General features: G+C 38.3%; 31 protein-coding genes and 1 tRNA gene. 15 read left to right on the plus strand and 17 right to left on the minus strand.

Annotated elements, in window-relative coordinates:
- Positions 1 to 1751: 1751 nt before the first annotated feature.
- Entirely contained in the window at positions 1752 to 2771 is a 1020-nt protein-coding gene (locus MMY79_RS01150) for a hypothetical protein (RefSeq protein ID WP_252611397.1), read from the plus strand.
- 30 nt (positions 2772 to 2801) lie between these two features.
- Here MMY79_RS01150 and MMY79_RS01155 read toward each other — a convergent pair whose 3' ends face one another.
- The gene (locus MMY79_RS01155; protein WP_252611399.1) at positions 2802 to 3014 is read right to left on the minus strand and encodes a helix-turn-helix transcriptional regulator; all 213 of its coding nucleotides are present in this window, start codon (positions 3012 to 3014) and stop codon (positions 2802 to 2804) included.
- A 91-nt stretch (positions 3015 to 3105) separates the two neighbouring features.
- On the opposite strand from MMY79_RS01155, the gene MMY79_RS01160 reads away from it, so the two are divergent.
- Both MMY79_RS01160 and MMY79_RS01165 read left to right on the plus strand, forming a co-directional pair.
- On the plus strand, positions 3106 to 3453 hold the full coding sequence (locus tag MMY79_RS01160) for a hypothetical protein (RefSeq protein WP_252611402.1): 348 nt from the start codon (positions 3106 to 3108) through the stop codon (positions 3451 to 3453).
- 8 nt (positions 3454 to 3461) lie between these two features.
- Positions 3462 to 3860, plus strand: a complete 399-nt coding sequence (locus MMY79_RS01165; RefSeq protein ID WP_252611404.1) for a surface-adhesin E family protein — start codon at positions 3462 to 3464, stop codon at positions 3858 to 3860.
- Between the two features lie 92 nt (positions 3861 to 3952).
- Here MMY79_RS01165 and MMY79_RS01170 read toward each other — a convergent pair whose 3' ends face one another.
- Positions 3953 to 4201 (minus strand): hypothetical protein, encoded by a 249-nt coding sequence (locus MMY79_RS01170; RefSeq protein WP_017403282.1) that lies wholly within the window; start codon positions 4199 to 4201, stop codon positions 3953 to 3955.
- A gap of 160 nt (positions 4202 to 4361) precedes the next feature.
- Between MMY79_RS01170 and MMY79_RS01175 the strand changes: the two genes are divergently transcribed.
- Positions 4362 to 4571, plus strand: a complete 210-nt coding sequence (locus MMY79_RS01175; RefSeq protein ID WP_252611405.1) for a hypothetical protein — start codon at positions 4362 to 4364, stop codon at positions 4569 to 4571.
- A 75-nt stretch (positions 4572 to 4646) separates the two neighbouring features.
- On the opposite strand, the gene MMY79_RS01180 is transcribed toward MMY79_RS01175, so the two are convergent.
- The 5 genes from MMY79_RS01180 to MMY79_RS01200 form a co-directional block, all read right to left on the minus strand.
- Positions 4647 to 6221 carry a YfjI family protein gene (locus MMY79_RS01180; RefSeq protein WP_252611406.1) on the minus strand — a complete coding sequence of 525 codons (1575 nt, stop codon included), beginning with the start codon at positions 6219 to 6221 and terminating at the stop codon, positions 4647 to 4649.
- 5 nt (positions 6222 to 6226) lie between these two features.
- On the minus strand, positions 6227 to 6514 hold the full coding sequence (locus tag MMY79_RS01185; protein ID WP_252611407.1) for an AlpA family phage regulatory protein: 288 nt from the start codon (positions 6512 to 6514) through the stop codon (positions 6227 to 6229).
- A gap of 124 nt (positions 6515 to 6638) precedes the next feature.
- Entirely contained in the window at positions 6639 to 7460 is an 822-nt protein-coding gene (locus tag MMY79_RS01190) for a hypothetical protein (protein WP_252611408.1), read from the minus strand.
- Between the two features lie 14 nt (positions 7461 to 7474).
- A complete protein-coding gene (locus tag MMY79_RS01195) occupies positions 7475 to 8737 on the minus strand; it encodes an integrase arm-type DNA-binding domain-containing protein (protein WP_252611409.1) in 1263 nt (420 codons plus the stop codon).
- A 197-nt stretch (positions 8738 to 8934) separates the two neighbouring features.
- Positions 8935 to 9024, minus strand: a tRNA-Ser gene (locus tag MMY79_RS01200).
- A 118-nt stretch (positions 9025 to 9142) separates the two neighbouring features.
- On the opposite strand from MMY79_RS01200, the gene MMY79_RS01205 reads away from it, so the two are divergent.
- Positions 9143 to 11020: a potassium transporter Kup gene (locus MMY79_RS01205; RefSeq protein WP_151766969.1), complete on the plus strand. Its 1878-nt coding sequence runs from the start codon at positions 9143 to 9145 to the stop codon at positions 11018 to 11020.
- Between the two features lie 56 nt (positions 11021 to 11076).
- Here MMY79_RS01205 and MMY79_RS01210 read toward each other — a convergent pair whose 3' ends face one another.
- Positions 11077 to 11517, minus strand: coding sequence for a hypothetical protein (locus MMY79_RS01210; RefSeq protein WP_252611410.1), 441 nt, complete (start codon positions 11515 to 11517; stop codon positions 11077 to 11079).
- A 255-nt stretch (positions 11518 to 11772) separates the two neighbouring features.
- On the opposite strand from MMY79_RS01210, the gene MMY79_RS01215 reads away from it, so the two are divergent.
- The 3 genes from MMY79_RS01215 to MMY79_RS01225 all read left to right on the plus strand — a co-directional run bounded on the left by MMY79_RS01215 (position 11773) and on the right by MMY79_RS01225 (position 13837).
- Positions 11773 to 12852 (plus strand): DNA/RNA non-specific endonuclease, encoded by a 1080-nt coding sequence (locus tag MMY79_RS01215; protein WP_252611413.1) that lies wholly within the window; start codon positions 11773 to 11775, stop codon positions 12850 to 12852.
- A gap of 97 nt (positions 12853 to 12949) precedes the next feature.
- On the plus strand, positions 12950 to 13549 hold the full coding sequence (locus MMY79_RS01220; protein ID WP_252611415.1) for a LysE family translocator: 600 nt from the start codon (positions 12950 to 12952) through the stop codon (positions 13547 to 13549).
- A 45-nt stretch (positions 13550 to 13594) separates the two neighbouring features.
- Positions 13595 to 13837 (plus strand): hypothetical protein, encoded by a 243-nt coding sequence (locus tag MMY79_RS01225; protein ID WP_252611417.1) that lies wholly within the window; start codon positions 13595 to 13597, stop codon positions 13835 to 13837.
- A 178-nt stretch (positions 13838 to 14015) separates the two neighbouring features.
- Here the strand turns inward: MMY79_RS01225 and aqpZ are convergent, their stop codons facing one another.
- Positions 14016 to 14705 (minus strand): aquaporin Z, encoded by a 690-nt coding sequence (gene aqpZ / locus MMY79_RS01230; RefSeq protein ID WP_252611420.1) that lies wholly within the window; start codon positions 14703 to 14705, stop codon positions 14016 to 14018.
- A gap of 132 nt (positions 14706 to 14837) precedes the next feature.
- The gene (locus MMY79_RS01235; RefSeq protein ID WP_252611422.1) at positions 14838 to 15842 is read right to left on the minus strand and encodes an AraC family transcriptional regulator; all 1005 of its coding nucleotides are present in this window, start codon (positions 15840 to 15842) and stop codon (positions 14838 to 14840) included.
- Positions 15843 to 15950: 108 nt separating this feature from the next.
- On the opposite strand from MMY79_RS01235, the gene MMY79_RS01240 reads away from it, so the two are divergent.
- On the plus strand, positions 15951 to 16589 hold the full coding sequence (locus tag MMY79_RS01240; protein ID WP_252611424.1) for a hypothetical protein: 639 nt from the start codon (positions 15951 to 15953) through the stop codon (positions 16587 to 16589).
- A 36-nt stretch (positions 16590 to 16625) separates the two neighbouring features.
- Here the strand turns inward: MMY79_RS01240 and hisF are convergent, their stop codons facing one another.
- Positions 16626 to 17384 (minus strand): imidazole glycerol phosphate synthase subunit HisF, encoded by a 759-nt coding sequence (gene hisF / locus MMY79_RS01245; protein WP_004789907.1) that lies wholly within the window; start codon positions 17382 to 17384, stop codon positions 16626 to 16628.
- Between the two features lie 112 nt (positions 17385 to 17496).
- On the opposite strand from hisF, the gene MMY79_RS01250 reads away from it, so the two are divergent.
- From MMY79_RS01250 to MMY79_RS01265, 4 genes are read left to right on the plus strand one after another with little or no spacing between them, the layout of a single operon-like run.
- A complete protein-coding gene (locus tag MMY79_RS01250; RefSeq protein WP_252611426.1) occupies positions 17497 to 18447 on the plus strand; it encodes a homoserine kinase in 951 nt (316 codons plus the stop codon).
- Positions 18448 to 18457: 10 nt separating this feature from the next.
- A complete protein-coding gene (locus MMY79_RS01255) occupies positions 18458 to 19087 on the plus strand; it encodes a DUF1294 domain-containing protein (RefSeq protein WP_252611428.1) in 630 nt (209 codons plus the stop codon).
- 36 nt (positions 19088 to 19123) lie between these two features.
- Positions 19124 to 19516: a hypothetical protein gene (locus tag MMY79_RS01260; protein ID WP_016139947.1), complete on the plus strand. Its 393-nt coding sequence runs from the start codon at positions 19124 to 19126 to the stop codon at positions 19514 to 19516.
- Positions 19517 to 19519: 3 nt separating this feature from the next.
- Positions 19520 to 19825 (plus strand): antibiotic biosynthesis monooxygenase, encoded by a 306-nt coding sequence (locus MMY79_RS01265; protein WP_252611430.1) that lies wholly within the window; start codon positions 19520 to 19522, stop codon positions 19823 to 19825.
- Between the two features lie 31 nt (positions 19826 to 19856).
- Here the strand turns inward: MMY79_RS01265 and MMY79_RS01270 are convergent, their stop codons facing one another.
- Positions 19857 to 20759 (minus strand): DMT family transporter, encoded by a 903-nt coding sequence (locus MMY79_RS01270; RefSeq protein WP_252611433.1) that lies wholly within the window; start codon positions 20757 to 20759, stop codon positions 19857 to 19859.
- 98 nt (positions 20760 to 20857) lie between these two features.
- Here MMY79_RS01270 and MMY79_RS01275 point away from each other — a divergent pair, with 98 nt between their 5' ends.
- Entirely contained in the window at positions 20858 to 21412 is a 555-nt protein-coding gene (locus tag MMY79_RS01275) for an XRE family transcriptional regulator (RefSeq protein ID WP_252611435.1), read from the plus strand.
- A gap of 69 nt (positions 21413 to 21481) precedes the next feature.
- Here the strand turns inward: MMY79_RS01275 and hisA are convergent, their stop codons facing one another.
- The 5 genes from hisA to hisB all read right to left on the minus strand — a co-directional run bounded on the left by hisA (position 21482) and on the right by hisB (position 24951).
- Positions 21482 to 22213 carry a 1-(5-phosphoribosyl)-5-[(5-phosphoribosylamino)methylideneamino]imidazole-4-carboxamide isomerase gene (gene hisA / locus MMY79_RS01280; protein WP_032049901.1) on the minus strand — a complete coding sequence of 244 codons (732 nt, stop codon included), beginning with the start codon at positions 22211 to 22213 and terminating at the stop codon, positions 21482 to 21484.
- Positions 22214 to 22307: 94 nt separating this feature from the next.
- A complete protein-coding gene (locus MMY79_RS01285; RefSeq protein ID WP_252611437.1) occupies positions 22308 to 22949 on the minus strand; it encodes a 3'-5' exonuclease in 642 nt (213 codons plus the stop codon).
- Positions 22950 to 23035: 86 nt separating this feature from the next.
- Entirely contained in the window at positions 23036 to 23590 is a 555-nt protein-coding gene (locus MMY79_RS01290) for a DUF805 domain-containing protein (RefSeq protein WP_252611439.1), read from the minus strand.
- Positions 23591 to 23740: 150 nt separating this feature from the next.
- Positions 23741 to 24358, minus strand: a complete 618-nt coding sequence (gene hisH / locus MMY79_RS01295; protein WP_252611441.1) for an imidazole glycerol phosphate synthase subunit HisH — start codon at positions 24356 to 24358, stop codon at positions 23741 to 23743.
- Positions 24358 to 24951 carry an imidazoleglycerol-phosphate dehydratase HisB gene (gene hisB / locus MMY79_RS01300; protein ID WP_004639787.1) on the minus strand — a complete coding sequence of 198 codons (594 nt, stop codon included), beginning with the start codon at positions 24949 to 24951 and terminating at the stop codon, positions 24358 to 24360. The genes hisH and hisB overlap by 1 nt, the downstream gene beginning before the upstream one ends.
- A gap of 102 nt (positions 24952 to 25053) precedes the next feature.
- Here hisB and MMY79_RS01305 point away from each other — a divergent pair, with 102 nt between their 5' ends.
- Entirely contained in the window at positions 25054 to 25437 is a 384-nt protein-coding gene (locus MMY79_RS01305) for a GNAT family N-acetyltransferase (protein WP_004789887.1), read from the plus strand.
- The last annotated feature ends 23 nt before the right edge of the window (positions 25438 to 25460 follow it).

Raw genomic sequence — 25460 nt, forward strand, 5'->3', positions numbered from 1 at the left:
TTTTATACTCTTTGTTGAGTAAATTTTTACGCCTTATTTGGCTATTCAATTTTATTCATGCTGACTCAAGCCATATTCCATTTCATATTTCTGCCATCGGATAGCAGTTTTATACTTGTCTAATAGGAATAACAAGCCACCTAATTTTTCATGCTGGTGTAGCATTAGCTCAAGTTAAGTACTTTGCAAACTCATATAAGTAAAAACTTCATCAGTGACCAAACTTCAGAATACTTATACTGTACCAATCTTGGTTTAGTCGGGAAGACCAATTCCCGACACAGAAATACGTCCAGTATTCCATTAACCTTTCTCTTTACATATTGCCGAACATACTTCCGTATGTGCCGACTCCAGCTTTCGCAATGTTTAACCCAACTTAAATCAGGCTGTTTGAGGATTCACTTTAAGTTAGCTCTCTCACTTCACCCCACCGACTAAAAAACAATGATTAGTTAAAATCATCATTTAAGTAAAATCTTTAAGTATTACTGATCTTTTAAGAGATTAAATAATTCAGAGGATTATTACATAACATAGATATTTTAGTCGGGAGTTACATTTTCCACATTCTCACTTCACTTCAATTCCAGAGAAGTAAGCTTATGTTATATGCGCTACTCACCATCGCTCTCACACTGTATTCATACCACTGACTTTTAACCAATTTAAGTCTTGAAAACAGTGCTTCCCAAGTTAGTCCAAAATGTCTTATCGTGCAGATCGTTTATCCTCTCGCTTACATACATACTTCCAGTTTCCCCCGACCGTAGTTCCTTAAAAATATCGGGATATGATGTATATATAACTTCCACAAGGGTAAAACTCTTACACTCCAATCAGCATCTATCGATTAATGCCGTTACACGTTTAAGCTATCCAGCGACCCATTTAGCTTGAGCTAAATGGTGCCGACTTATCCAGCGTTAGCCTCAAAGTCCTAGTACCTCACGGTACTCTCAGCAGCCATCGTGATTGGAAATGAGCACACTTTTCCAAGCCTAAAGACTTGTTCGATCAAGCATACACACTCAGCTATTAACGGAGATTATCGTACATCCTGTACTGCTCCTGACTGTCTCATCTTGAACAGGGTTTCAATCAACAAATCACTTTATTAATCTAATTTGGCAATTCCTCACCAAATGACCATTTCACGATAAAAATCGCTTATAAGCTCCCGTGTCCTTGTCGCCCAACCACTTCGGAGTCTTCGGAACTTTTAGAAGTGATCGGATAGAAAGAGGATATTGCACTCCTCTAGCCCCCGTTGCAGCGTACCGAGCGAGATTTCTCCAGCAGTCCGCTACATCAGCGAATATAGAGATGGTTAGTCTAAATATTCAGGGCAATATGCATCAAAGTTTTTGAATGAGGGTCAGCCACCCAAAACAACTTTTAAAAAGAAAAGTCAGGATGGATGGTCAATCCACAATACGATTGATATGTATTCATATTAGCAAAGATTATTTAATATATCAATAATATTGATATATTAAATAAAAATATATAAGATGAACTGATTAAGTGGCTGGTCGTATTAGGAACTACTTTATTGTCGCCTTACAAAATAGGGTGAATTGATCTTAGTAATGACTACACCATCTTTGTGTTTGAGCATCGCTCAAACCTAAAAAAGAGCCAAAAAGCACTGTTACTTTAGTTGATTTACACATTGAATTACTGATGAGAACAATGAAGAAAAGTGCATTGTTGATTGACATATAAACTGTATAGTTGAGTGATAAAAAATGATTGATTATTCCCCACATACTAAATATACCGCTCAAAAAATTCAGGATAAAGTCGCTCGTGGAGCATATTACTATTCAATGTTTACTATTGAAGCGAAAGACTCTAATCACATTCCTCGATTGATCAAAAAACTACATCAACGTTATGAGCTTAAATTAACAAGCCGACAACGTAGCTATCGCATGAGTCAAAGTACTCCGATCGCCGATCTCATTATTCAAAAAAGTTTAAATCTGGATAATTGGCTATTTGTTCTATTGATAACAACTCCATATAGTCACGATCATGCAAAAAATGCCCATGATCGAGTTAAGGAAATGAATAGGCAACAGCTCGTGAAGGACAAAATTAATGAGCTAGAAAATACCACATGGAACAAAGACCAAGAACATCAAGATTTATTTTTTCTCAAAAAGTACTTTGATGATGCAGAGAATTTCCAGTGTGTACTGAATAAGCCATATCTGGATTTATCTTTTGGCAAAGGTCAGGTGGAACTAGTTCGTTTAACCCATAAAAAGTATGGGTCTCAACAAGGTAAATTTTATCGCCAACCGACTAAAAGCTTTTCTTGGACTTGGCGGTTCACACAGGTATGTATTGAACAGAAACGCAAGGAATTAACCCAGATTATCAGTCGTATGATTTCGCAGCCGAATAGCAGTGCTCCACATGATTTAAAGCTATGGCAGCATTATATGAATGTCTATGCAGTGTTTCGCGGTACACGCCAACAAGCTGGACGTTTATATACTTTCGGAAAGAAGTTTTATTTTAGTCGGGCAAAGAAAACTTGGGATAATGCTCAACTACCGAAACTCGATCTTAAAATTATTCTGAGATACCAGACCTATGCAGAAAGCTTTGAAGAGTATGATTTAAGGCGCTATGTTTATTCGATGTGTGGAGAGGAGTTACCACGTGAAATTTCAAAAACACTTGATGAAGAGGAAGCAGGAAGCTTTATCGAAAAATTTATATATAACAATGAGATCAATGTTGATGAAATTTCTTAAAAAATATGACGACTAGATGGAAACTGGTCATCATATATCTGGTAAAAGTTCTCTTGGTTGAACCTTCAATACAGCAGCAATTTCATACAATTTTACCACTGTTATGTTAACTTCCCCACGCTCTATACGACCTAAGTAGCTTCTGTCAATATTACAAAGTAAAGCTAATTTCTCCTGTGTAATCTTCTTTTCTACTCTAGATTTCCTAATTAAAAGTCCAATTCGACTAGGTAAATCATTCATAGTTCATATCCTAAAAGAATAGAACTATTAAAGTTTGCGGATTAAGAGTCCACGGACTATAATCCTCATTTAATTAAAATGAGGATAGCTAATGTTAAGAAAAATAATGTCTATATTGATATGTTGTGCAAGTACTTCAATTTTTGCTGAGAATTGGTTAGGTAGTGATAATTCTAAAGTTGATGTTGATACATTAGAGCATTTAAAAGCGACAAATAGTTTTGCACTTACAATTCATACGTCAGTTGGGGACAACCTGTATATGAAAGCTAAGCTATATATTTACTGTAATTCTAATGAATATCAATTCAAGTCAATAAGAGCCTATAAAAATGATCAATTGGCGAGAGTTGAAAATGAATGGGGTAAAAAACATATTTCGGAAGCATCGAAAGGTTCAACAATCTATAGCGTCTATGAAGCTGTATGTAAGAAATGAGAATCTATATGAATAATAAGTTTTTATTTCACTGTAGTATCTTATTCGCTCTATCGGTATCGCTTTCACATGGAGCAAACTGGACAGCTATTTCTATTAAAGATGATCATTCACTTTATTATGATGAAGAATCAATCAAAATTGTTAATGGTGATACAAATTTAAAGCAAGTATGGCAAAAAGTAATCTTTCGCATAGATACTGAAAATACGCGTAAAAATGACTATATGCTTTCTTTAGAATACTTTAATTGTGAGGATGGAAAAAGGGCATTAAAAAAACTCTATATTTATAATGCGAATAGAACCCTTAAGTATAATTTTACCCATGAAAAATTGAAGTTTGAAGATATTGTTCCAGAGTCATTCAGTGAAATTGTTTTTAAATCAGTTTGTTTAAAAGCTTAGATTACTTATTAAATTTCATTATTAGGAAGTGCCACTTAAGAGAGTCCATTCTCTAAAAAAATTTCCTTATAAAGTTGTAACCGAAGTTTGAATTATCTCTCCTTATTTGATTGAGAGAGCACAGATGCTGCTAATGTTTTAGTGGTGTCATTATATTTATTACTTTGCAATACTTGTGAGGCTTTTGTCTCCATCTCACTGCTAGTTTGTTTTGATGAATGAGATTGAGATAGAGCAGAGCCTGCAAGTTCTTTTTGAATTGAAGAAGATGATGAATCTTTTAGAACTTTAGAGGCTAAGGATCCAACAGATTTCGAAGTTTGCTTAGAGTTTTTTGACATATTAGATCTCCAATATAGATTGTTTTTTCATCATATATTAAAACTTGATCTGAGCAATAAATGAACGACATGAGATGTCGCTCTAATGATTTTTATATATTTTATTTCTGTGGAAAAAATATAAGGTAAAGGTGAAAAGAATAATTTGGAGATTACTTTTATGTCGTCACAAGAAGTTAATATGATTTGTTCATGCGGAAGCGATAAGTTCAATGCACCAGCTAAGCTTAGAGCTTCAGATCTTATTACATGTGCAAAATGTGGTAAGCAACAAAGATTCGGGAAGATTCAAAAGGACGCTGTAATGAAAGTAAAAAAGCAGTTTGAAAAAGATTTACAAAAGATGTTTAAGAAGGCGGGTTTTAAATAACGTTTTATAGTCTAAACCGCACCTACAAAACCTACGAAACCTAGTTTCGTAGGTTTTGTAGGTAACCTTTTTGCACTATTTACGAATTTGGGGATTTATAAAAAAACGTTTTGAAGGACGCCCACCTTTATCCGATAGTTCAGATTCCATAAATTCTACACAATGATTTTCTACTAAAACTTCAAGAGCATCATTTACAAATTCAACTGTTGTTAAATTCTTCCACTTTTTTTGTGCAATTAATCTTGCAGTAAATCCTTCAGAATACCAACTATGATTCGATGGAATTTTTTGAATTTTCTGTAGAAGTATATTTGCTCGTAGTGTTGATGAGTGAGTAACTAAACCATAGACTCGTTTTGCATGTGTTTCAAGATAATTACACCAATGGATTGCCAGCTCCGTTGCCGTTTTGCTAACTTCTCCATTGTAATTGTGTTGAATACATTCAATGATATGGAAAATAAGAGCTAAACTTGGCATCAACTTACCATATTTTGATAGATGCTCTTGAATAATTGGATATTCCTCTGAAGGAATTTTTTTAGTATGTAAGTTGGTTGTCCATTCGATAAAAAGTTCTTGGGCATCCTCACAAAAGTTAAAGTACGGCCTGAATTCATTTTTATCTGTAGAGTGTGCTCCAATTTCAATAAAATCTTGAAATTCTAGTGCATCTATTTTCTCAAAAAGATTATAAATATTTTGGCGAATTTCTTTATTTGGCTTTTCATCTACATATTTCCAATCATCAACATCAGGATAAGCTAATAATTGAAATCTTTGTAAAAGCCCGTCATTGCCAAGTCCGTTGATTGACTTTTCTAAGTAAGTGATCAATTTATCTGGTTGGATACCACCCAGAACGGATAAACAATGGTTTTTTATATGTCCATTTCCCCGCATAACTCTGTCAAAAGTATATGAGCCTGTCCCATTCCACCCTTCTAGATAATACGATCGACCTGTATCAGTATCATTTTGATCAAGTGATGAAAGTAAACCTATTAATTCGTCCCGTTTGCTTAAAATACCAGCAGGATTGTCTTTTTGGATTTCAGCTAATGCCTCTGGGGTAGAATCGTTAGTCATATATCTTTTCAAAGTTGGCGATACTAAACTTTTATTTTGTAACTCCATTAAATTGCATACAATTTTTTCCTGTTCCTCAGCAGTCTCAGCCTTTCTTAACATTTCCTTCAATTTTTTTTCTTGAGCTTGATACACTAAATTAGTCACCTCAAAATCTTTACACTTCTTTGTATAAAGAGCTTTTGCTTTATCAATTAAAATATCTAAAGGGCGGGTGCCAATATTCATTGCTGGAGATTTTTTACTACTTGGTGGAGCTACAATTGCCCCCCAGAGGTTCGGTACAACATTCCAGTCATCTAATTTTTTAGGTTTAATACCAACTCGAGAACCTAGCAACGAACCTAAGGCTGTAATTAAACAGATGGCTATCAAATCAGGGGACATATTGTCCGCTCTTCTTGCTTCACCAAATACATAATCTGCCAATTCTCGAGGAAGCATTTCCCGTTCTAATTTTTTTACAGGTAAAAGCTCAGTACCGAAATATTGTGGTGCTTTCCAGTTAATTGAATTTATGACGTTTTGATAGTTTTGTTGTAAAGAAAAATCTTTCATGATGATTAAACCTCAACTTCTTTTGATTTAATCCATTCTTCAATGTCTTCTATTCGCCATACCGTCAGTCTTGTGGATAAACGAATAGGTTGTGGAAAATCACCTGAGCGTACTTTATCCCAAATAGTTGATTCTCCTAAAGGAAGAATGCCTTTTTTAGCTGGTTTCCCTTTTATTTTTATGGTTTTACCATGTTTGTTTACATATGTTCTAGCTTTTCGCTCTGCTGTAGTTGCTATTTCAGCCATGCGAGCATAACCAGAGAGATTAAAAGTTATATTTTGCTTTGGCATATGATATTAGACTAACCTGTTGTTCACTGTAGATGTTCGTAGTGAAGCAAATTTTTAGTAAGGTCAGGTAAGAGGGGTAAAATAAAATAATACCCCACCTATTTTTTTTGTTATTAAAAATTAACTATTTAGATTTTTTTTTATAATTTCTATTTCTCGTGGAGCCCCATTTTAAAAAAGGTGTAGCGATTTCTCTTATTCGATTTATTGAAGAGTCTCCTCCAATTTGTGAGCCATTATAACCAGTATGGTTTTCTACCCACTTATTTGCTTGATTTGAATGTGTTTTTTCAGTCTTTTCTTCTAAATATAAATACTCCCATAACTTAATTGAAGAAACTAAATCTGGTGCATAATACGGATTTTCTTCATTAAAGATATTATTGACAAGATCTTTAGAAGATTGATAGGTAAGCTGCATTTCTTCTATTAATGTTTCTAATTTTTTAATTTCTTCTTTTAATTTATTATTTTCATTAGTTAGTCTTATATTTTCAGCAGACTTTTCTTGCGTAAATTCTATTTCCATACTTTGAAGATCTATACCAGTTTTATATTCAAATTCAATAAAAAAACTCTTCTTTATCCATGCATAATTTTTTAGCTCAGGAATATCACTGTTACTATTGATTTTATTAGCTGCGATTTCTAAAAGTAACTTATCTAAAAGAGAAGAGCTGTAATTATCTCGATATAGCTCTAAAGGCTTATTATCAAATTTTTGGAACTGATTGTAACCTGTACAATCTTCATTAATATCAATTTTTATTAATAACTCTGCAACTTCTGAGTCATCAGCGAGATCGGTTTTGGCTTTGATGAGTTCTAAAGCTTTTCCAACTGATAAAAAATTATCATTTTTTTCGAGTATATTTTTAGCAGATTCCAATTTATCACCTTGAGTAGTTTTGATTAAATTAAAAAAAAAGTTAGGTAGAACTGCCACAGTTCAATTTCATATTAAATAAAAGAATTATCATTATCTTGAGGTTTAAAAACTGAAACATCTCCCCCTTGTCGTAAGGTATCTAGATAGTCAGACCATAATTGCATAAGTTGCCTTCTGCGCTTTAAAAATTTAGTACGGTTATAAGCCGTACCATTTGGATCTTTTACGGTATGGGCGAGTTGATGTTCAATAATATCTATTCGATATTCTATTTCTTCACCCAATAAGGTTCTTGCAGTAGCACGAAAGCCATGAGCTGTGTGTTTTCCTTTATATCCTAAACGAATTAAGGCTTGGCGAATGGTATCTTCACTCATGCATTCCAAATTTGTTTTCGTACTAGGGAAAACAAATTTGGAAGTTGTTTTTAATTGTTCTAGTTCTTTTAGAATGTCAAATGATTGACGTGATAGGGGAACAATATGATCTTGATATGTTTTACTAGCCTTAAAACTCAAACAATGATTTTCAAAATCTACTGATTTCCACAATAAACCTCGTACTTCATTTGGCCGCTGATAAATGTAAGCTGATAGTTTGAGCGCAAGCTCAGTCCTTTTTCGTGCTCGAGGATTTTCAGCTCTATATTGCCAGATTTTGATAAGTAATTCTTTTAGCTCCCTTTCACTAACAATAGCATTGTGATTGCCTCTAATAGGCTTCGGGAGGGTAATATCATACGCAGGGTTATAAGAAATTATACGCTTCTTGAGTGCAAGTTTTAGAATCATTCCTATGATTGATTTAACTCTTCTTGCTGACTCAAGAGCACCCCGTTTGACAATTTGTTCTGTTACATCTTTTTCTAACTGTTCTACTGTAAAACTGGTAACAGGCATATCACCAATAAAGGGCAATATATCTTTGTTTAATTTTCGAATAGTTTCACTATCGACTTTACCCTCTAGTTCTCTGATCTTCAGCCATTCTTCTGAATATTTTTTAAATGTATTTTCTAAATTGGCTTTTAGTTCGTTACGTTGATTATTTCTTTCTTGAGCAGGATCAACTCCATTCGAAAGAAGTTTTTTAATTTCATCTCGTTTAAGTCTTGCTTGCTCAAGTGAAATTTCTGGGTATACCCCAATTGCAAAAGTATTTGGTTTCCTACTAATAGGACGACGATAGTCTAGACGCCAATATTTTGAACCATTCTTGTGCGTTAATAAATATAAACCTCCACCATCAGAATGTTTATTTTTACCTTGTGGATTAGAGTCATATTTTAGATTTTTAACGGTTTTAGCTGTTAACTTATTTGATTGTTTTGCCATATCTGTCGGTACAAATTTTAATAATCCACATAGATACATGCGGATTGGAGAAAAATAATGAATATACCGACAATTGTACCGACAAAGATATCAGTATGCTACCGTAGAACCCTGTAGTGTACTGTAGCGTGAAAGATGTAAATCTTGTTTTAAATTAATAATTTAACACTACGGCATAATACCGTATATAACAAATCTGGCGGTGAGAGAGGGATTCGAACCCTCGATACGCGCAAACGTATACACACTTTCCAGGCGTGCTCCTTAAGCCACTCGGACACCTCACCAAGGCGTGCGATAGTAACTAAAAAAACGAGTTCTGCCAAGATTTAAGATGAGCATTACAGAAAAAAAATAATAGAGGTGATAAGATTGCGATAAAAATCATATTGGTTTAATTACACAATGCAAAATACGGCCAAAAAAGCAACCTTGCCTGCCACGGCTTTGGCAGCTCTTGGGGTGGTCTTTGGAGATATTGGAACAAGTCCACTCTACGCCTTAAAAGAGTCCTTCCATGCAGCGCATGGGTTGGGAATTCAGCCTGAAAACGTATTAGGAATTTTATCCATTATTTTTTGGTGCTTAATGCTGATCATCAGCATCAAGTATGTCGCTATTGTCATGCGTGCAGATAACAATGGCGAAGGCGGAATCATGGCCTTACTCGCATTGAACCTGCGTAAAGCCAAAATTGCCGACAACAAAAAAATCTACATGATTGCGATTGGCTTTATTGGCGCATCACTATTTTTTGGTGATGGTATTATTACCCCAGCGATTTCAGTACTGTCGGCAGTCGAAGGCTTGTCTATTGCAACCAATGTGTTTGACCCGTTCATCATGCCAATTGCGATCACCATTATCATCGCGTTATTTTTGGTACAAAAACACGGTACGGCCTTTGTCGGCAAGTTTTTTGGCCCGATCACGATGGTGTGGTTCTTATCGTTAGGATTATTAGGCCTTCACAGCGTCATTCAGACTCCTGTGGTGTTAGGCATGTTTAGTCCGCATTGGGCGATTCAGTTTATTTATCACCACCCCGTAATGACCTTTTTTGTTATGGGTGCTGTCGTTTTAACAGTCACTGGTGGTGAAGCACTGTATGCCGATATGGGACATTTTGGACCAGTTCCAATTCGCCTCGCATGGTTCTTTGTGGTGTTACCGTGCTTGGTTTTAAACTACGCAGGTCAGGGTGCCTTACTATTAAGAGACCCAGCGGCGATTCAAAACCCATTCTATTTATTGGTGCCGCAGTGGGCACTTTACCCAATGATTATTATGGCGACCATGGCAACCGTGATTGCTTCTCAAGCCGTAATTTCTGGGGTGTTTTCACTTGCTCGCCAAGCGATTCAATTGGGTTATTTACCACGTTTAAGTATTAAACATACCTCTGAGTCTGAAGAAGGTCAGATCTATGTTCCTTTCTTAAACTGGTTACTTTTAATCGCAATTATTATCTTAATTTTGATTTTCAAAACCAGCTCAAACTTGGCAAGTGCATATGGTCTAGCTGTCACTTTAACCATGCTGTGTGACACGATTTTGGTTGCTGTATTCATCTATTCGGCTTGGAAGTGGAGCATGCCAAAAGTGCTACTCCTGATTATTCCGTTCTTTATTTTAGAGTCAGTTTTAGTCGCAGCAACTTCACTTAAAATCTTGTCGGGCGGTTGGGTACCATTATTAATTGGTGCGATTGCTGTGACCATCTTAATGACATGGAAACGTGGTCGTGAGCTTACTTTTGCCAAGCTCGAACACGATACTTTATCGCTAGATTTGTTTGTGAAAAGTATTGGTAATAGTGTGCACTGGGTGCCGGGTGATGCTGTCTTTATGACGGGTACGCCAAACGTTGTGCCGCATGCCATGCTGCATAACATCAAGCACAATAAAGTGCTGCATCAGCGTAATATCTTGGTAACAGTAGTCATTGAAGACGTACCATTTGTTGCACCAGAAGAGCGTATTTCAACAGAAACTCTAGCTGAGCATTTCTTCCGTATTAAAATCTTCTACGGCTTTAAAGATGAAATGAATGTACCAAAAGCACTTATGCAAGCTTATGAGCAGTTAGGTCTTGAATATGACTTGATGCACATCAGCTTCTTTATTTCGCGCGACCGTATTGTTCATTCGGTGGGCGACGGTATGTCTCCATGGAGAGAAAAACTATTTATCTCTATGCAGCGTAACACCAGTCCAGTGAGTGACTTCTACCAAATTCCAACCAACCGTGTAGTTGAGTTAGGTAGCCAAATCGAAATCTAAAAATTTGATGTAATAAAAAAACCAAGACAGATGTCTTGGTTTTTTTATGGCTCGGATTATTGAGCTTGCATAGGTGCATCTGCTGGCAAACCACCATCTTTTGCCATCGGGTCTGCCGACTGAGTTGGATCTGCTGGAGGCGGTGGAGCATTAGGATCTTGTGGTGCTGGAGACGCCTGATCTTGTGCAGGTGGTACAGCATCCATTGGTGCAGCTGGAGGTGCCATTTCACCGCCTGCTGGAGGCGCTGGTGGAACGTCTGCTGGAATAGGAGCACCTGTAGGCGCTGCATTTGTCGGTGCAGCAGAAACTTGCTGTACTTGTCCGCTATTGACTAAATCGCTAATAGAACCAGGTTGGCCATTTACCGTTGTCGTAACTTTCACTTTAGACAAACTTTCTAAAGTATCTCCTGGCTGGACTGCTGGCTCAGCCAAAGCGGCCATACTACATAATCCCGTGATTACGCCAATACCAATAATCTTTGAATGGATCATTAAGTGGACTCCGATTATATTTTTATCCAAATTTGTGGAGCTAACCATGTCATAAGCAATCAGTGTTTTTCAACGAAAGATACGCAATTGGCGTAATTCAATAGCCAAAGCCTCTCATAATTCCAACAGATTGTTACGTAAGGGGAAATGGAGTTACAAAAAAGATGACCATGTTTTAACCATTTGAAAGATAAGAGATATACTTAAAAAAGCAGGATTGTTAAGCTGCATGTGGACAGTGGTATTGATAGAAACATGGCAAGTAAAAAACGTAGTAAAGGTACAAACTCATTCTCTCTAAGTGAGCACTTTGGCAAGATTATTCTTGCTTGTATTGCGGCTGGAAGTTTTGCGATTGCATTTGGTAGTGAAAAGATTTCGCAGTGGTTTTCACCTTTAAGCACTAACTCGACTTGTCTTAATCAGTTCTATCGTGAAGTTCCCCCTGCTTTAAATAAAGATAGCTTAAAAAAAGACAGTTATCCGCTTTGTTTTAATGGCTTTAATGTCTTGTATTCAGGCATCTCTAAAACACCGTTATGGTCGGCTGAGCATTTAAATGCGGAGCGTTTGAGTGTCAAAATTAAGCGTGAAGATAACTTCCATGAAGAAACCCGTATTGATCAAAAGCATCGCTCACTTTTAAGTGATTATCGTGGTTCAGGTTATGACCGTGGTCATATGGCACCGAATGGCGATATGCCAAATAAAAGCTCACAGTCCGATAGCTTTTCGTTAAGTAATATGGTGCCGCAAGCACCTAAAAATAATCAGGAAGTTTGGCGTAAACTTGAAGAAGCTACGCGTGCCCTTGCGACTAAGCAAAAACAAGATGTTTATGTGGTTACAGGCCCTGTTTTTGAGGGTAAACGCCTTAAAACGATTGGGAAGGGGGTCATTGTTCCAACAGCCGTTTATAAAGCAGTATATATACCTAAAACTGGCGCTATTGGGGCTTACTACGCACCCAACAACAACTCTCTACAAGTGAAAGTGGTGAGTGTTTGTTACCTTGAAGAACGTTTAGGCGTTAACCTGTTCCCGCAGTTAACTGAGCAACAAAAGCGTAATGTTTATCGTCTACCTTTAACGGCAACGTCAGTTAAGCCAAATCAGAAGTTAGACTATTTACATTGGGATGGTGAGAGCCAGTGTGAGCAGGACTTAAACGCCGATCAAATTAAAGCGTTACAAGACCAGTTTAAAAAGCAAAAAAGTGGCTCATCAGAAGCGATGGAAGCAAAAGTTCCAACGATTGATGAAGAAACACGTCAAGCGATTGTGAAGCAACTGGTTGAAGCGTTGGTAAACTATTTCTTGCAAATAATGAAATAAACAGTTTTTTTGATTGTTATTGCAACACCGTAAATGTTTAAAATAGAATCCATAGACAGATCTGTCTATGGATTCTATTTTAATAAGGACAATAACAATGTTTGCCTCGATGTTTCTTTTTTCATTTGCAATGTCTATTACCCCCGGGCCAGTAAATACCGTCATTTTATCGACCAGTTTAAATCATGGTTTAAAACGGTCACTTCCTTACATTTCAGGCGCCACGATTGGTTTTACCTTACTTTTAATTTTTATGGCATTTGGTCTTCAGAGTTTATTAACTCAGTTTCCTGTTGTATTAAAGATTCTTGCGATTTGTGGAACGCTATTTGTTTGTTATATCGGTATAAAAATTATTCTTTCTGCCGCCAATATTTCCATTTCAAGTGCTCCTGTAGAACAGATGATTATTCCTAATTTTAAAGATGGTTTCTTGTTACAGTGGCTCAATCCGAAAGCATGGTTAGCTTGTGTGTCGGGTATTACCATGTTTACAAGCATTGAAAACCCACAGTCGTTGCCGATCTTTATCGTTATTTATTTCTTCACTTGCTATGTGTGTTTATTCTTTTGGGGGTTCTGTGGTGATAAATTTTCAGTGGTATTGAATCAGGGCAACCGTTTGAAATATTTTAATATCCTTATGGGAGCATTCTTAATTTTATCGGCTCTTTTAATTTTGATCGATTTTTTTTAAATTGGTCGTATTACACTGTGAAGATATAACAACGAGACAAGACCTATGTTTAAGCCATTTGAAAAGGGTACAGAGTCTTCTTCAATTGAAGATTTAACATTAGAAAATGATGTCGATTGCGTCAGCATTTATGGCAACTTGCAAATCACCAAAGACAAAATCGGATTAGAACAAGCGAAGGCCTTGCAGAGCTTTTTAAACGAAGTGGTTGCAGCTTTGGAAAAAGAAGAATTGCCTGAAAAAATCGAACGTCCAGCTGAACAAGAAGTTAATAATCCGTTTTTGTAATAAATATTATTTTACTCAATTTGCTATCGAGACGGCGGCACGGATGCCGCCTGTTTCACTGCGTTACATGGAAGTAACGTCAGTGAAACGAATGAGTTTTGTCACTTTTGCTCACTCAAAAGTGAGGCATTACCTCACAACTACGACTTGAGTGAACATGGTATTTGTGGTCGTGCAGTTAATCCTTCTCCCCAGCAACTACCTTATAAATAATCGCCCCAATCACAGCCCCTAAAATCGGAGCCACCCAGAACAACCACAACTGACTTAAAGCAGCAGTTTCAGCAAAGAATGCAACGCCTGTACTACGTGCAGGGTTCACCGAAGTGTTTGTCACTGGAATACTGATTAAGTGAATAAGCGTTAAGCCTAAACCAATCGCAATAGGAGCGAAGCCAGCAGGCGCTCGACGGTCAGTTGCACCTAAAATAATGATTAAGAAGAAAGCAGTAAGTACAACTTCAATTAAGAAAGCAGAACCTAAGCCAAACTTGTTTGGTGATAAATCACCGAAACCATTTGAAGCAAAACCACCAACACCGCTAAAGCCCGCTTGGCCTTGAGCAATAATGTAGAGAACAAATGCAGCAGCAGTCGCACCGACCACTTGAGCAACAATATAGGGAATTAAATCTTTAACATCGAAGCGGCCGCCGACCCAAAGGCCAACACTTACCGCGGGATTAAAATGTCCACCTGAGATATGCCCTAGAGCATAGGCGCCTGTCAGTACGGTTAAACCAAAGGCAAGGGCTACACCTGCAAAGCCAATACCAAGTTCAGGGAAAGCTGCGGCTAATACTGCGCTACCACAACCACCAAAGACTAGCCAAAACGTACCTAGAAATTCAGCAAAATATTTATTCATTCTGATTACTCATTTATTTAATCTATTTTAATTAATGTGAATTGCGTCACATAAATTTGAAGCATGTGACTATATGAAATTTTTGTTTTCAGTGTTGTTTTAATCAAGAAAAGATTTGTAAGTTTTGGTTGGTTATTCTTTGTCTAAAAAATGCTCTCTCCATTGCTGTGGTGTTTGATTGGTCCAATGCTTAAAAGCTCTTTGGAAAGCACTTTGTTCCGAGTAACAAAGCAGAAGAGCAATCTCTTGTAAACTTAAATGTGGGTCTTTTAGATACTCAGTCGCGAGCATAAATCGTACTTGCTGAACACGTTCCTGAAAGGTGGTGTTTTGTTGTTGTAAATGTCTTTGGAGTTGCCGCACGGACAGGCCTAATTGAGCAGCAATATATTCAATTTGATATTGATTCTTTTGCAGTCCAGTCAAAATTGAATGTTGTAAGCGCTGATCAAGTTGGGTCGAATTTGGTAATTGCTCTAATAGCGCTTGTGCTTGCTGAACCAATAACTGCTGTAGGGTGTGGTCGGCGCTGCTAAGCGGCTTATGAATTTCCGTAATTGGAATGAGTAACTCTGTACGCGGCTGGCTAAAACGAACGGGACATTGAAAGTATTGTTCATAAACCCTGATATTTTTAGGGGCAGCATTTAAGAAATGTACTTCATGTAAATGCACGTCTTCATGAGACATAAAAAGACGTAAAAATTGAATGACCAGCGCAATCGCGATTTCATCGGTAAGTTGAGTTGGGTGGAGTTCTGTAGCTTCCCAAAGAATAGAGCCATATCTTCCTTGTAGCTCAACAACTAGAGGGCTTCCATCATAAATCAGACGGTGAAAATCATGATAGCGAATTAAGGCTTCACCTAAGTTATCGCAAGAGAGTGCGAGATAGGCAATAATTCCTAAGTGTTTGGGTTGCACGTATTTGGCAATTTCTAGACCTAATCCCGGCTTCGGGTCTAGTTTATAAATCGCTTCTAATAGGTCCCGCCAAACGACGTAGTCAAAGCGTTCCAGATTTTGAATTTGCTCTAATTGTTTTGGAATCGCTAATTGATTGGCTTCACAGTAGGCTTTTAATAGGTGTCCGAGCCCTCCATATACTGAGCCTGTATAATTCTTTAGTTGTGGCATCCCTAACCACCTCTTTCTTGTCGTGATTTGTCAATGAAACCATAAATTCTGGTCAATACCTAGCATAGCGAATTTTATATTCTGAATAAAAGAAAAAGGAGTTAGGCGATGTTAAAAGGGTTTATTGCAGGAATTGCGGTTGCGAATGCATTTGAATGGGTAGCACACAAATATATTTTGCATGGTGTACACCGTGCTGGAAAACCGCGCTATAGCCCCGTGCCAAAAAGCATGGAGTCTCATTGGGCACACCATCGTGAAGTCCGTAAACAGCAATTTCATGATGATTGCTATGTGGAAGGCATTGGCAACTGGCGAACTAAAAATGAGCTAATTTCGCTTGCTGTGGTGGCAACCGTTTCAAGCGCAATTTTTTACCCATTTTCAAAAGGTATGGCTCTCGCAGCTTGGTACAGTGCAGGAAATTATTATTATATTCATCGCCGTGCGCATTTAGAGCCCGACTGGGCAAAGCGTAAAATTCCGTGGCATTACGATCACCACATGAACTCTAATCAAGACGCCAATTGGTGTGTGACTAAACCTTGGTTTGACTATGTGATGGGAACACGGGTGGTGTCTTCGGCAGATTTAAAAGAACAAAATCCTTTGGGTATACGGTTACCTACTACGCTTGCTAGACCGCTGTCTCAAGCAGTAGAGAAAATCTTTCCTGCAAAATGGGTCGAGAAAAAAGAAAAACCTCAACTGGTTAGCGACTTAAATTCGGTCGATGGTGCTGCATAAAAAAGGGGCATATCGCCCCTTTAAATATCAATAAGCTTACAAGCGCATTTCGATGCCTTGTTCAGCTAAATATTGTTTAGCTTCTGGAATCGTATATTGACCAAAGTGGAAAATACTTGCTGCCAATACTGCATCGGCACCACCTTGTAAAATTCCATCTGCAAGGTGTTGTAAGTTACCTACACCGCCTGAAGCAATGGTTGGAATGGTAACGCGGTCATTAATAGCACGCATTAAAGCAATGTCGTAACCTGCTTTCGTACCATCGGCATCCATACTGGTAATCAGTAACTCACCCGCACCGTAGTCAGCCATTTGTACAGCCCACTCAATCGCATCAATGCCCGTTGGTTTACGGCCACCGTGAGTAAAGATTTCCCATTTGTTATCGCCAGTTTTTTTGGCATCAATCGCAACCACAATACATTGCGCGCCAAAGTGCTGTGAAGCTTCTTGAACAAATTCTGGGTTAAATACGGCAGCTGAGTTAATACTTACTTTGTCCGCACCTGCATTTAATAACGCACGAATATCTTCAACTTTACGTACACCACCACCGACAGTTAATGGCACAAATACAGTCTCGGCCATACGTTCAACAGTACGGTAAGTGGTATCGCGTCCATGATGTGTAGCGGTAATGTCTAAGAAAGTAATTTCATCTGCACCTTGTTCGTTATAGCGACGCGCCACTTCTACAGGGTCGCCAGCATCACGAATATCGAGGAATTGAACGCCTTTAACTACGCGTCCGTTATCAACGTCTAGGCAAGGAATAATACGTTTAGCAAGCATAGCTTTTTCCAAAAATAATCGCCGTTGGTGAAAGTTCCTACACAGGCGCTACACCTTCATGGAGGGAAGAGGTATTCTATCAAACTTCACAGATGTTTTTTGCAGGTTTTCCATGTCGGTTTATACCCCGTTGAGTTTAGATGAAGTTCGCACCTTTGCTGCACCTTATGGATTAGAGGTGTTGGAGCTGAACCCAATTCAGGGAGGTATTCAAAACACCAATTATTTTCTGGTTGATGTAAGCCGCAAACAATATGTACTCACAGTGTTTGAAGAGTTAGATGCACAAGGAGCAGGCGAACTCATTCCTGTTCTTGAACAATTGGGAACTCATGATGTACCTGTTGCTGTGCCGTTAAAACATAGCGGACAAGCGGTTCATGTGATTGCAGATAAGCCTGCACAGATTGCACCACGTTTAATGGGTCACCATCCCATGCAAACGACAGTGGCGCAAGTTGCAGCGATTGCTGACGCACAGGCGAAGCTACATGTGGCTTTACAAGATTTTCCACTTGAGCGTGAATATCGACGTGATCACCAATACTGGACAGGTGTTGCACAGCAGCTTCAACCAAGCATGACTCAAGATGACCAAACATTACTTGAGCAGGTCTATCAAGCTTTTAATGCGAAAACAGCGCAGTATTCAAACCGACCAACAGGTTTTATTCATTCAGATTTGTTCCGTGACAATACTTTGTTTGAAGGCGAGCAATTACAAGGTATTTTAGATTTTTACGAATTAAATCAAGATGAGTTGCTATTTGATATTGCGATTACCATCAATGATTTTTGTACCGAATATCCAGCAGCACATTTAAACTCAGACAAAGTGGCGGCTTACTTGGAGGCATACCAAAAAGTTCGTGTGCTTACTTCAGATGAACTTGAGTGTTTAGATGTATTCTTGGCAATGGCAGCATGCCGTTTTTGGTCAATGCGCTTGCAAGTTGCTCAAAAAAATAAAGAAGAAGGACGTACCGGCGATGATATCTTGCAAAAAGATCCGAAAGAAATGCGAGCAATGATGCAAGACCGTTTGAGCCATGTAAAAGGATAAAGGAATAAAGATGCGAGATCAGGGGCGATTAGTCGAATGGTTCGACGAAAAAGGTTATGGCTTTATTCAGCCAGATGATGCTGAAAAAGAGCGAGTCTTTTTGCATATCAAAGATTTTGCACGCCCCGGACCTCGACCAATTATTGGTTGTGCTTTGGAATATTTGATTATTCTCGATGAGCAAGGTCGCTTTCGTGCCCAGCAGGTCACTTATTTAAAAGCATCTCAAACTCGTAAAATGTCAAAGCCAGCAAAAACACAATCTTCTTTTCAAGCCAGTCCATGGTCTGCAATGCAAATGGGGATCGTGTTTTATTTCGTTTTAATGGGAATTATGAGTTTTATTCATATTTTACCAGCCTATACCTTATTGTTTATTTTAATGATGAATGTGCTGAGTTACTGGTTATATTCACAAGACAAAGAAGCCGCACAATTGGGTAATCGCCGTGTACCTGAGCAAACATTGCACATTGTCAGCTTTTTAGGGGGGTGGCCTGCCGCATGGTGGGCACAACAAAAACTGAGACATAAAACACAAAAACAACCATTCCGTAAGATTTATTTTTGTACCATATTCCTTCATTTACTTTTGATTTTGTGGCTAATTTCTCCCTTAAATGTGTTGCGGGGCTCATAAAAGTAAATCGTTTTATTAAACTTGAGAGGTATAAAAATGAATAGTTCTATCGACCAAGATTCAAATCGTACTTTAACACTTATTTTATATGTACTTTATATTGTTGCCATTTTTACAGGCGGCTTACTTGCGGTTATTGCTTTAATTATTAACTACGTAAAACGTTCCGATGTGCAAGGTTCAATTTTTGCGAGCCACTTTACATGGCAAATCAGAACATTCTGGTGGTATCTCGCTTGGAATATTATTGCCTTTTTGCCATTTATTTTCTTGTTCTTTACAGGTGAAAATACTGACCTATTTGCAGGTGTTGCAATCTCATCGACCGTATTCTGTGTGGGGGTAATTGGTGCTGCGTGGATCTGGATTGTATATCGTGCAATTCGCGGATTGATTGCATTAAATGATAACCGTCCGATGTATCAATAAATCATGATTATTGAACATGTACATTTGAATATAAAGTCTGGGCAAAGTGAAGCATTTCTTGAAGCTTTCGAGCAAGCTAAACATATTGTTTATCCAATGGAGGGCTTCAATGCTGTTCAACTCATTAGACATGCAACTGACCCACATCATTATATTTTAATGATCTTTTGGGATGAGATTGAAAATCATACAGAAGGGTTTAGAAAGTCTGGGGCTTATCAGGAATGGAAAGCATTACTCCATCCATTTTATGATCCAATGCCAACGGTTGAGTACTACCAGCCATCTATATTATTGAAGAAAAAATAATAGATAAAAAGAGAGCGTTAAGCTCTCTTTTTTATTCTCGGATACTTTTGACTTTTTTGCTTGGCAACTTAAGTTTTAATTCACTCACTAAAACACCTAATACCACTAAAGCACCACCCAAAAGAGCAATAACGGGTAAACGCTCACCCGCAATTCGACCAATAATTCCTGCCCAAACAGGTTCTCCTGCATAGATAATTGCAGCCCGTGAAGGATCAACCATACGTTGAGCCCAGTTCATCACAAATTGAATAAGCGCACTGGCTAAACCTAATGCAACAGCAAGGAGTACAAGCGGCCATGAAAATGCAGGAATTGCATGTTCACCCACCGCAGGCATAATGGCAAAAGAAACCAGAGATGCTACGCCGAGCTGAATGACGGTAACGCGACGTAAATTTACTTTTCCAGCAAAGTAACTAATAAAAATAATTTCTAAAGCAATCGCAAGTGATCCGAGTACTGTTACAAGCTGTCCAAAATTTAAAGAGATTTTTTCAAAACCATTACCTGTCAATAAAATAAGGCCAGTAAAAGCAAGGGCTGCTCCCACCCAAGTCATAATGTGTGGGACTTTTCTAAAGATGAGCCACATTAAAATAGGTACAAGCGGAACATAAAGCGCTGTTAAAAAAGCCGACTCACTGCTAGGAATTGTTTGAAGACCAATCGTCTGTGTGCCATAACCTGCCGCAATTACAAGACCAATCGCGCTGCCAGCACCTAAATCTTTTAAAGTAATACCTTTCATACTCTTGAACGAAATAAGTAGCAAGGTAAGAGCCGCGACAGCAAAGCGGCAGCCCACAAAAAACATAGGTGATGAAAAATTCAGTGCATATTGCACAGTAAGGAATGTTCCACCCCAAATGATCGTAATCAAAACGAGTGCTAACTGTGGGGCTTTGCTTGAACTCAAAGAAATTGGTGACATATTCAAATTAAAAAGAATTGTGCAATATACTGCACATATTGCGCTATTCTTCTATTTTGTGCAATATATTGCTCATATTTTATTTGCTGCGTTAATTTATGAGTCAGTCCTCCAGTACCGTTTTACAGCATGTCGGCACAAACATTCGTTCCTTAAGAGATGAACGAGATTTAAGCCAACAGGACTTGGCCGATCAGGCAGGGGTCAGCAGACGGACAATCGCAGCTTTGGAAACAGGGCAGGTCAATATTAGCCTAGCTAAACTTGATGCAATTGCAGCAGTGTTGGGCGTAGACTTTAGAACGATTGTGAGTGCACCTGAGTATAAAGAACAAGCTTTGGTCAATGCACTTGCTTGGCAAGGTGAAAAAGAAGAAAGCAGAGCAACCTTATTGGCTTCAGTTCCGTCTCGTTCGCAGGTTGAGCTTTGGACATGGTCGTTAGCAGTGGGGGAGTCTTATGTTGCTGAAGCAGACCCAGAAGGATGGCAAGAACTTATTTATGTATTAGAAGGTGAGTTGACCATACAATTTGCAGATAGTTTAAAAACTATCGTGGCTGGTTCTTCATTTATATATGCTAGTTCAGTGACTTATACCTATATCAATAGTGGTAACCAAGTACTTAAATTTATGCGAAATGTGGTGTATTGATTAACAATATATTTGTCATATCAGCAATAAAAAAGAGCCTAAACAGGCTCTTTTTTTACATCTTAAAAATTAAAGACGGTTTTCATCTAACAAAAGCTGAGCTTCACGAAGGTTTAAAGTACCTTCGTAAATTGCACGACCTGTGATTGCACCTAAAATGCCTGGTTTGCCTTTTAAGTTACGAACGTCATCAAGGTTAGTTACGCCACCTGAAGCAATCACTGGTAAGCCTGAGTATTCAGCCAAGTTTACAGTCTGCTCAACGTTTACACCTTGCATCATGCCATCACGTGCAATATCTGTATAAACAATGCTAGACACGCCTGCATCTGCAAAACGTTTTGCTAAATCTGTTGCTTTCACATCAGTAACGTTTGCCCAGCCGTCAGTTGCAACCATACCATTCATGGCATCAATACCAACAATGATGTGACCAGCAAAGCGTTTACACGCTTCTTCTACAAATTCAGGCTCTTGAACTGCTTTAGTACCAATAATGACAAAAGTCACGCCAGCTTCTAAGTAGTGTTCAATTGTTTCTAATGAGCGAATACCACCACCAATTTGAATTGGTAATTCTGGCTGAGCTTTAGCAATTGCTTCAACAACAGGCTTATGAATTGGAGTGCCTGCGAAAGCGCCATTCAAATCGACCAAATGCAAACGACGTGCGCCTTCATTTACCCAATGTTGGGCAGTTGCAACCGGATCATCAGAGAAAACGGTATCGTCTTCCATACGCCCTTGTTTTAAACGCACACATTTACCATCTTTCAGGTCAATTGCAGGAATGATTAGCATGCTTCCGCTCCTTGCTTCATCATGATTATGAAATTGTGCACATCTTAGCAAAGTATTGATCAATCGCTAAGTCTTAGAAAAGACTTTTATAACTTTACGCTTGAAGTGCGGTTTGAATCGTTTGTGAAATGTGAGCAGGTAATAGTTCTTGCTTTCTGAGCTCTTCAAATACCAATAATGCAGCATACGCATCGGCGGCGGCGTAGCTTATTTGTTGTGATGTAAGTGGCTTTCGTGACCAATTTGAAGTTCCAACTTTTTTCGACTTTGCAAGATACTGCCCAAATAGCAGTGCAATCGCTTTTTGTACTCCCATTTGTTGGGTAAAACCAAAGTGACTAAAGCCTTTGGCTAGGTCGACACAACTTTCCAGCTCAATGCCTTTTTTATGAAAAATGTGCTTATCATTTTTAAGGCCAAAGCCAACTTTAATTTGCTGAGTGTTAGACAAAATGGGCTGTAAAAATTTTAAAGTCGATGAATTGACATGAAATAAATAGGCTTTTTCTGCTGTGGCAAGCTGAATCAGATGTGGACCTGTCGAGACTTCACCTACCCGAAAAGTCGGTTTAGATTCAGAATCAAAGCCAAAAATACTAACGACTTTTAAGTCCTCTTCGATACTTTTGCATTGCTCAATATTTTCAATGACCACAATATTTTGATGATTAAGATTTTCAAAAGGAGGGAGCTGTTGAATAGATGCTTTATCAAGGAGGGGGGAGGCTTCGGACATATTTAACAGCATACAAAAGAAGTGAGCTATTAGCTTTATATATGAATAAAGCCTAGAGAACTAGGCTTTATGACTGTCTTTAAAAATTATTGAGACTGAGATGGTGTACCAATGACAATGCTTTCGCTTTTCTCAATATAGCCTTCATAGGTAGGAGCCATAATTGCAGTAATAATGGCAAAAATAAATACAAGTGGAATAATGACAATATAAATCCAGCCTAAAACACGTTCCCAGCCTAGAGTCGGGCGCTGTGGGCCGTAATCATTACTGCCTTCAGTACCTTTTGCCGCAAAGAGATAAATCATAAAAAACAAGTTTACGAAGGGGACAAGCATTAGTAATGCTAGCCATCCTGTATGATTACGATCATGTAAACGACGAATGACAATGATTATATTAAAATAAGCACCTATAAGATAAACAATAAAAATACTAATCAACATCCATGAAGGAAAGCTCTCAATAGATGTAGGATTATTTAGAGAATCTAATCCACTCAGTATGATTGGAGCGATGAGAAGCATTGCAAGAATTGAGAGTAGTAACATCCAAGCAATATATGATAAACGACCAAGTCGCCCATTCGCTTTAAGCGGTGAATGTGTGTAATTAATTTGATTTTCAAAAGGTGAATTCATTTTGTTTTCCTGATCATTTGGTTTTATTTAAAAGTATAAATATTCAATATTTTGTTGAATAAAACATCATTCTATAAATGATTAGTTATTATTATAAATAAAAAAAAAGATCAGGCCATCTAGCCCTGATCTTTTCAGTTTTAAATCAGATTAAATATTCCATTCCACAAAGTTTTTAAGCAACTGCAAACCAGCAGTATGACTTTTCTCTGGGTGGAATTGAGTCGCGAATAAGTTATCTTTGTGAATCGCTGTGCAGAAGTTCACGCCATAGTCACAGGTTGCAGCAACTAAGCTTTCATCTTTTGGTTCGACATAGTAGCTATGTACAAAGTAGAAGCGAGCATCTTGCTCAATGTTGTTCCACATTGGATGGCTTGGGTCCATTTGGTGAACTTGGTTCCAGCCCATGTGTGGTACTTTTAAACCTTCCATTTGAGGGAAGTGTTTTACTACGCCGTCAAAAATACCGAGTGCGTCTACACCGCCATTTTCTTCAGAACTTTGTAGTAATGCTTGCATGCCTACACAAATCGCAAGAACTGGCTTATTAAAAGCAGCGTTACGTACGACTTCATCAATACCTGCTTCACGCATGCCTTGCATACAGTCACGCATTGCACCAACGCCCGGAAAAACAATTTTGTCGGCTTGCGCAATTAATTTTGGATCATTGGTCACATCGACTGTAGCGCCTACATGCTCAAGTGCTTTAGCTGCTGAGTGTAGATTGCCCATACCATAATCAAGTAACGCGATACGTGTCATTAGAGGCTACCTTTTGTCGATGCAATCGTGTTTTCTGCACGTGGATCAACTTCACATGCCATACGTAAAGCACGAGCTAGCGCTTTGAACACACTTTCAATTTGATGGTGGCTATTTTTACCTTTCAAATTATCGATGTGTAAGGTCATAAGCGCATGGTTTACGAAACCTTGGAAAAACTCAGAAAATAAATCGACATCAAACGTACCGATGCGTGCACGGGTAAATGGAATATCCATGAATAAGCCCGGACGACCAGATAAATCTACAACAACGCGAGATAAAGCTTCGTCTAATGGAGCATAAAAATGACCATAGCGTTTTAAACCTTTTTTATCACCCAAAGCTTGTGCAAAAGCTTGTCCAAGCGTGATACCACAGTCTTCTACGGTGTGATGATCATCAATATCGAGGTCTCCGTCACAATGAATATCGATATCAAATAAGCCATGTCGCTTGATTTGATCAATCATATGGTCTAAAAATGGAACTCCAGTGTTTAGTGTGCCTTGACCAGTACCGTCGAGATTTAATCGAACTCGAATTTTGGTTTCATTGGTATTTCTAACCACTTCACTGATACGTTGCGTCATGGACACGTTCCTCAAAAAACGTCAAAAATGATTGGATGTTAACGACAATTTCGCTGTGACGAATTCGTGACAGCATCATAGTTTGCTCAGGAGGGTTAATCAATGCCTATTACCGTACATGCTTATAGTTCTCTAGATAATTCAGAGATCCGCGATCAGCTTGAGCGTTTGTATGATACAAGTCCGGAGTTTGGTGACGGGCACGATGCGATTGAACAACTTGAACAAGATTTACAACAGTATACCACGCTATACACTGCTGAATTTAACACCAAAATTATAGGTGCAATCTGGTCTTCAGGACAAGGTGAAAGCAAGGTGCTTGAATATATTGTTGTTCACCCTGCTAACCGTGGTCGTGGGGTAGCTGAGCGCTTAGTTGAAGAAGCTTGTCGTATAGAAGAGTCAAAAGGCGTTAAAATTTTTGAGCCTGGCTGCGGCGCAATTCATCGTTGTTTGGCTCATATTGGTAAATTGCATCATTAACAGCCCAGTCCGTATGTAATGGT

The organism is Acinetobacter sp. XS-4, from assembly GCF_023920705.1.
GTDB lineage: Bacteria > Pseudomonadota > Gammaproteobacteria > Pseudomonadales > Moraxellaceae > Acinetobacter.

Coding starts and splice junctions, on each gene's coding strand:
- MMY79_RS01170 (WP_017403282.1), bottom strand. CDS start 4,201: ATGTCAAAAAACTCTAAGCAAACTTCGAAATCTGTTGGATCCTTAGCC.
- MMY79_RS01250 (WP_252611426.1), top strand. CDS start 17,497: ATGTCGGTTTATACCCCGTTGAGTTTAGATGAAGTTCGCACCTTTGCT.
- hisB (WP_004639787.1), bottom strand. CDS start 24,951: ATGACGCAACGTATCAGTGAAGTGGTTAGAAATACCAATGAAACCAAA.
- MMY79_RS01175 (WP_252611405.1), top strand. CDS start 4,362: ATGTCGTCACAAGAAGTTAATATGATTTGTTCATGCGGAAGCGATAAG.
- MMY79_RS01285 (WP_252611437.1), bottom strand. CDS start 22,949: ATGTCCGAAGCCTCCCCCCTCCTTGATAAAGCATCTATTCAACAGCTC.
- aqpZ (WP_252611420.1), bottom strand. CDS start 14,705: ATGAATAAATATTTTGCTGAATTTCTAGGTACGTTTTGGCTAGTCTTT.
- hisF (WP_004789907.1), bottom strand. CDS start 17,384: ATGCTTGCTAAACGTATTATTCCTTGCCTAGACGTTGATAACGGACGC.
- MMY79_RS01215 (WP_252611413.1), top strand. CDS start 11,773: ATGGCAAGTAAAAAACGTAGTAAAGGTACAAACTCATTCTCTCTAAGT.
- hisH (WP_252611441.1), bottom strand. CDS start 24,358: ATGACACGTATCGCGTTACTTGATTATGGTATGGGCAATCTACACTCA.
- MMY79_RS01235 (WP_252611422.1), bottom strand. CDS start 15,842: ATGCCACAACTAAAGAATTATACAGGCTCAGTATATGGAGGGCTCGGA.
- MMY79_RS01160 (WP_252611402.1), top strand. CDS start 3,106: ATGTTAAGAAAAATAATGTCTATATTGATATGTTGTGCAAGTACTTCA.
- MMY79_RS01255 (WP_252611428.1), top strand. CDS start 18,458: ATGCGAGATCAGGGGCGATTAGTCGAATGGTTCGACGAAAAAGGTTAT.
- MMY79_RS01305 (WP_004789887.1), top strand. CDS start 25,054: ATGCCTATTACCGTACATGCTTATAGTTCTCTAGATAATTCAGAGATC.
- hisA (WP_032049901.1), bottom strand. CDS start 22,213: ATGCTAATCATTCCTGCAATTGACCTGAAAGATGGTAAATGTGTGCGT.
- MMY79_RS01180 (WP_252611406.1), bottom strand. CDS start 6,221: ATGAAAGATTTTTCTTTACAACAAAACTATCAAAACGTCATAAATTCA.
- MMY79_RS01205 (WP_151766969.1), top strand. CDS start 9,143: ATGCAAAATACGGCCAAAAAAGCAACCTTGCCTGCCACGGCTTTGGCA.
- MMY79_RS01270 (WP_252611433.1), bottom strand. CDS start 20,759: ATGTCACCAATTTCTTTGAGTTCAAGCAAAGCCCCACAGTTAGCACTC.
- MMY79_RS01260 (WP_016139947.1), top strand. CDS start 19,124: ATGAATAGTTCTATCGACCAAGATTCAAATCGTACTTTAACACTTATT.
- MMY79_RS01275 (WP_252611435.1), top strand. CDS start 20,858: ATGAGTCAGTCCTCCAGTACCGTTTTACAGCATGTCGGCACAAACATT.
- MMY79_RS01290 (WP_252611439.1), bottom strand. CDS start 23,590: ATGAATTCACCTTTTGAAAATCAAATTAATTACACACATTCACCGCTT.
- MMY79_RS01210 (WP_252611410.1), bottom strand. CDS start 11,517: ATGATCCATTCAAAGATTATTGGTATTGGCGTAATCACGGGATTATGT.
- MMY79_RS01150 (WP_252611397.1), top strand. CDS start 1,752: ATGATTGATTATTCCCCACATACTAAATATACCGCTCAAAAAATTCAG.
- MMY79_RS01265 (WP_252611430.1), top strand. CDS start 19,520: ATGATTATTGAACATGTACATTTGAATATAAAGTCTGGGCAAAGTGAA.
- MMY79_RS01155 (WP_252611399.1), bottom strand. CDS start 3,014: ATGAATGATTTACCTAGTCGAATTGGACTTTTAATTAGGAAATCTAGA.
- MMY79_RS01165 (WP_252611404.1), top strand. CDS start 3,462: ATGAATAATAAGTTTTTATTTCACTGTAGTATCTTATTCGCTCTATCG.
- MMY79_RS01195 (WP_252611409.1), bottom strand. CDS start 8,737: ATGGCAAAACAATCAAATAAGTTAACAGCTAAAACCGTTAAAAATCTA.
- MMY79_RS01225 (WP_252611417.1), top strand. CDS start 13,595: ATGTTTAAGCCATTTGAAAAGGGTACAGAGTCTTCTTCAATTGAAGAT.
- MMY79_RS01240 (WP_252611424.1), top strand. CDS start 15,951: ATGTTAAAAGGGTTTATTGCAGGAATTGCGGTTGCGAATGCATTTGAA.
- MMY79_RS01185 (WP_252611407.1), bottom strand. CDS start 6,514: ATGCCAAAGCAAAATATAACTTTTAATCTCTCTGGTTATGCTCGCATG.
- MMY79_RS01220 (WP_252611415.1), top strand. CDS start 12,950: ATGTTTGCCTCGATGTTTCTTTTTTCATTTGCAATGTCTATTACCCCC.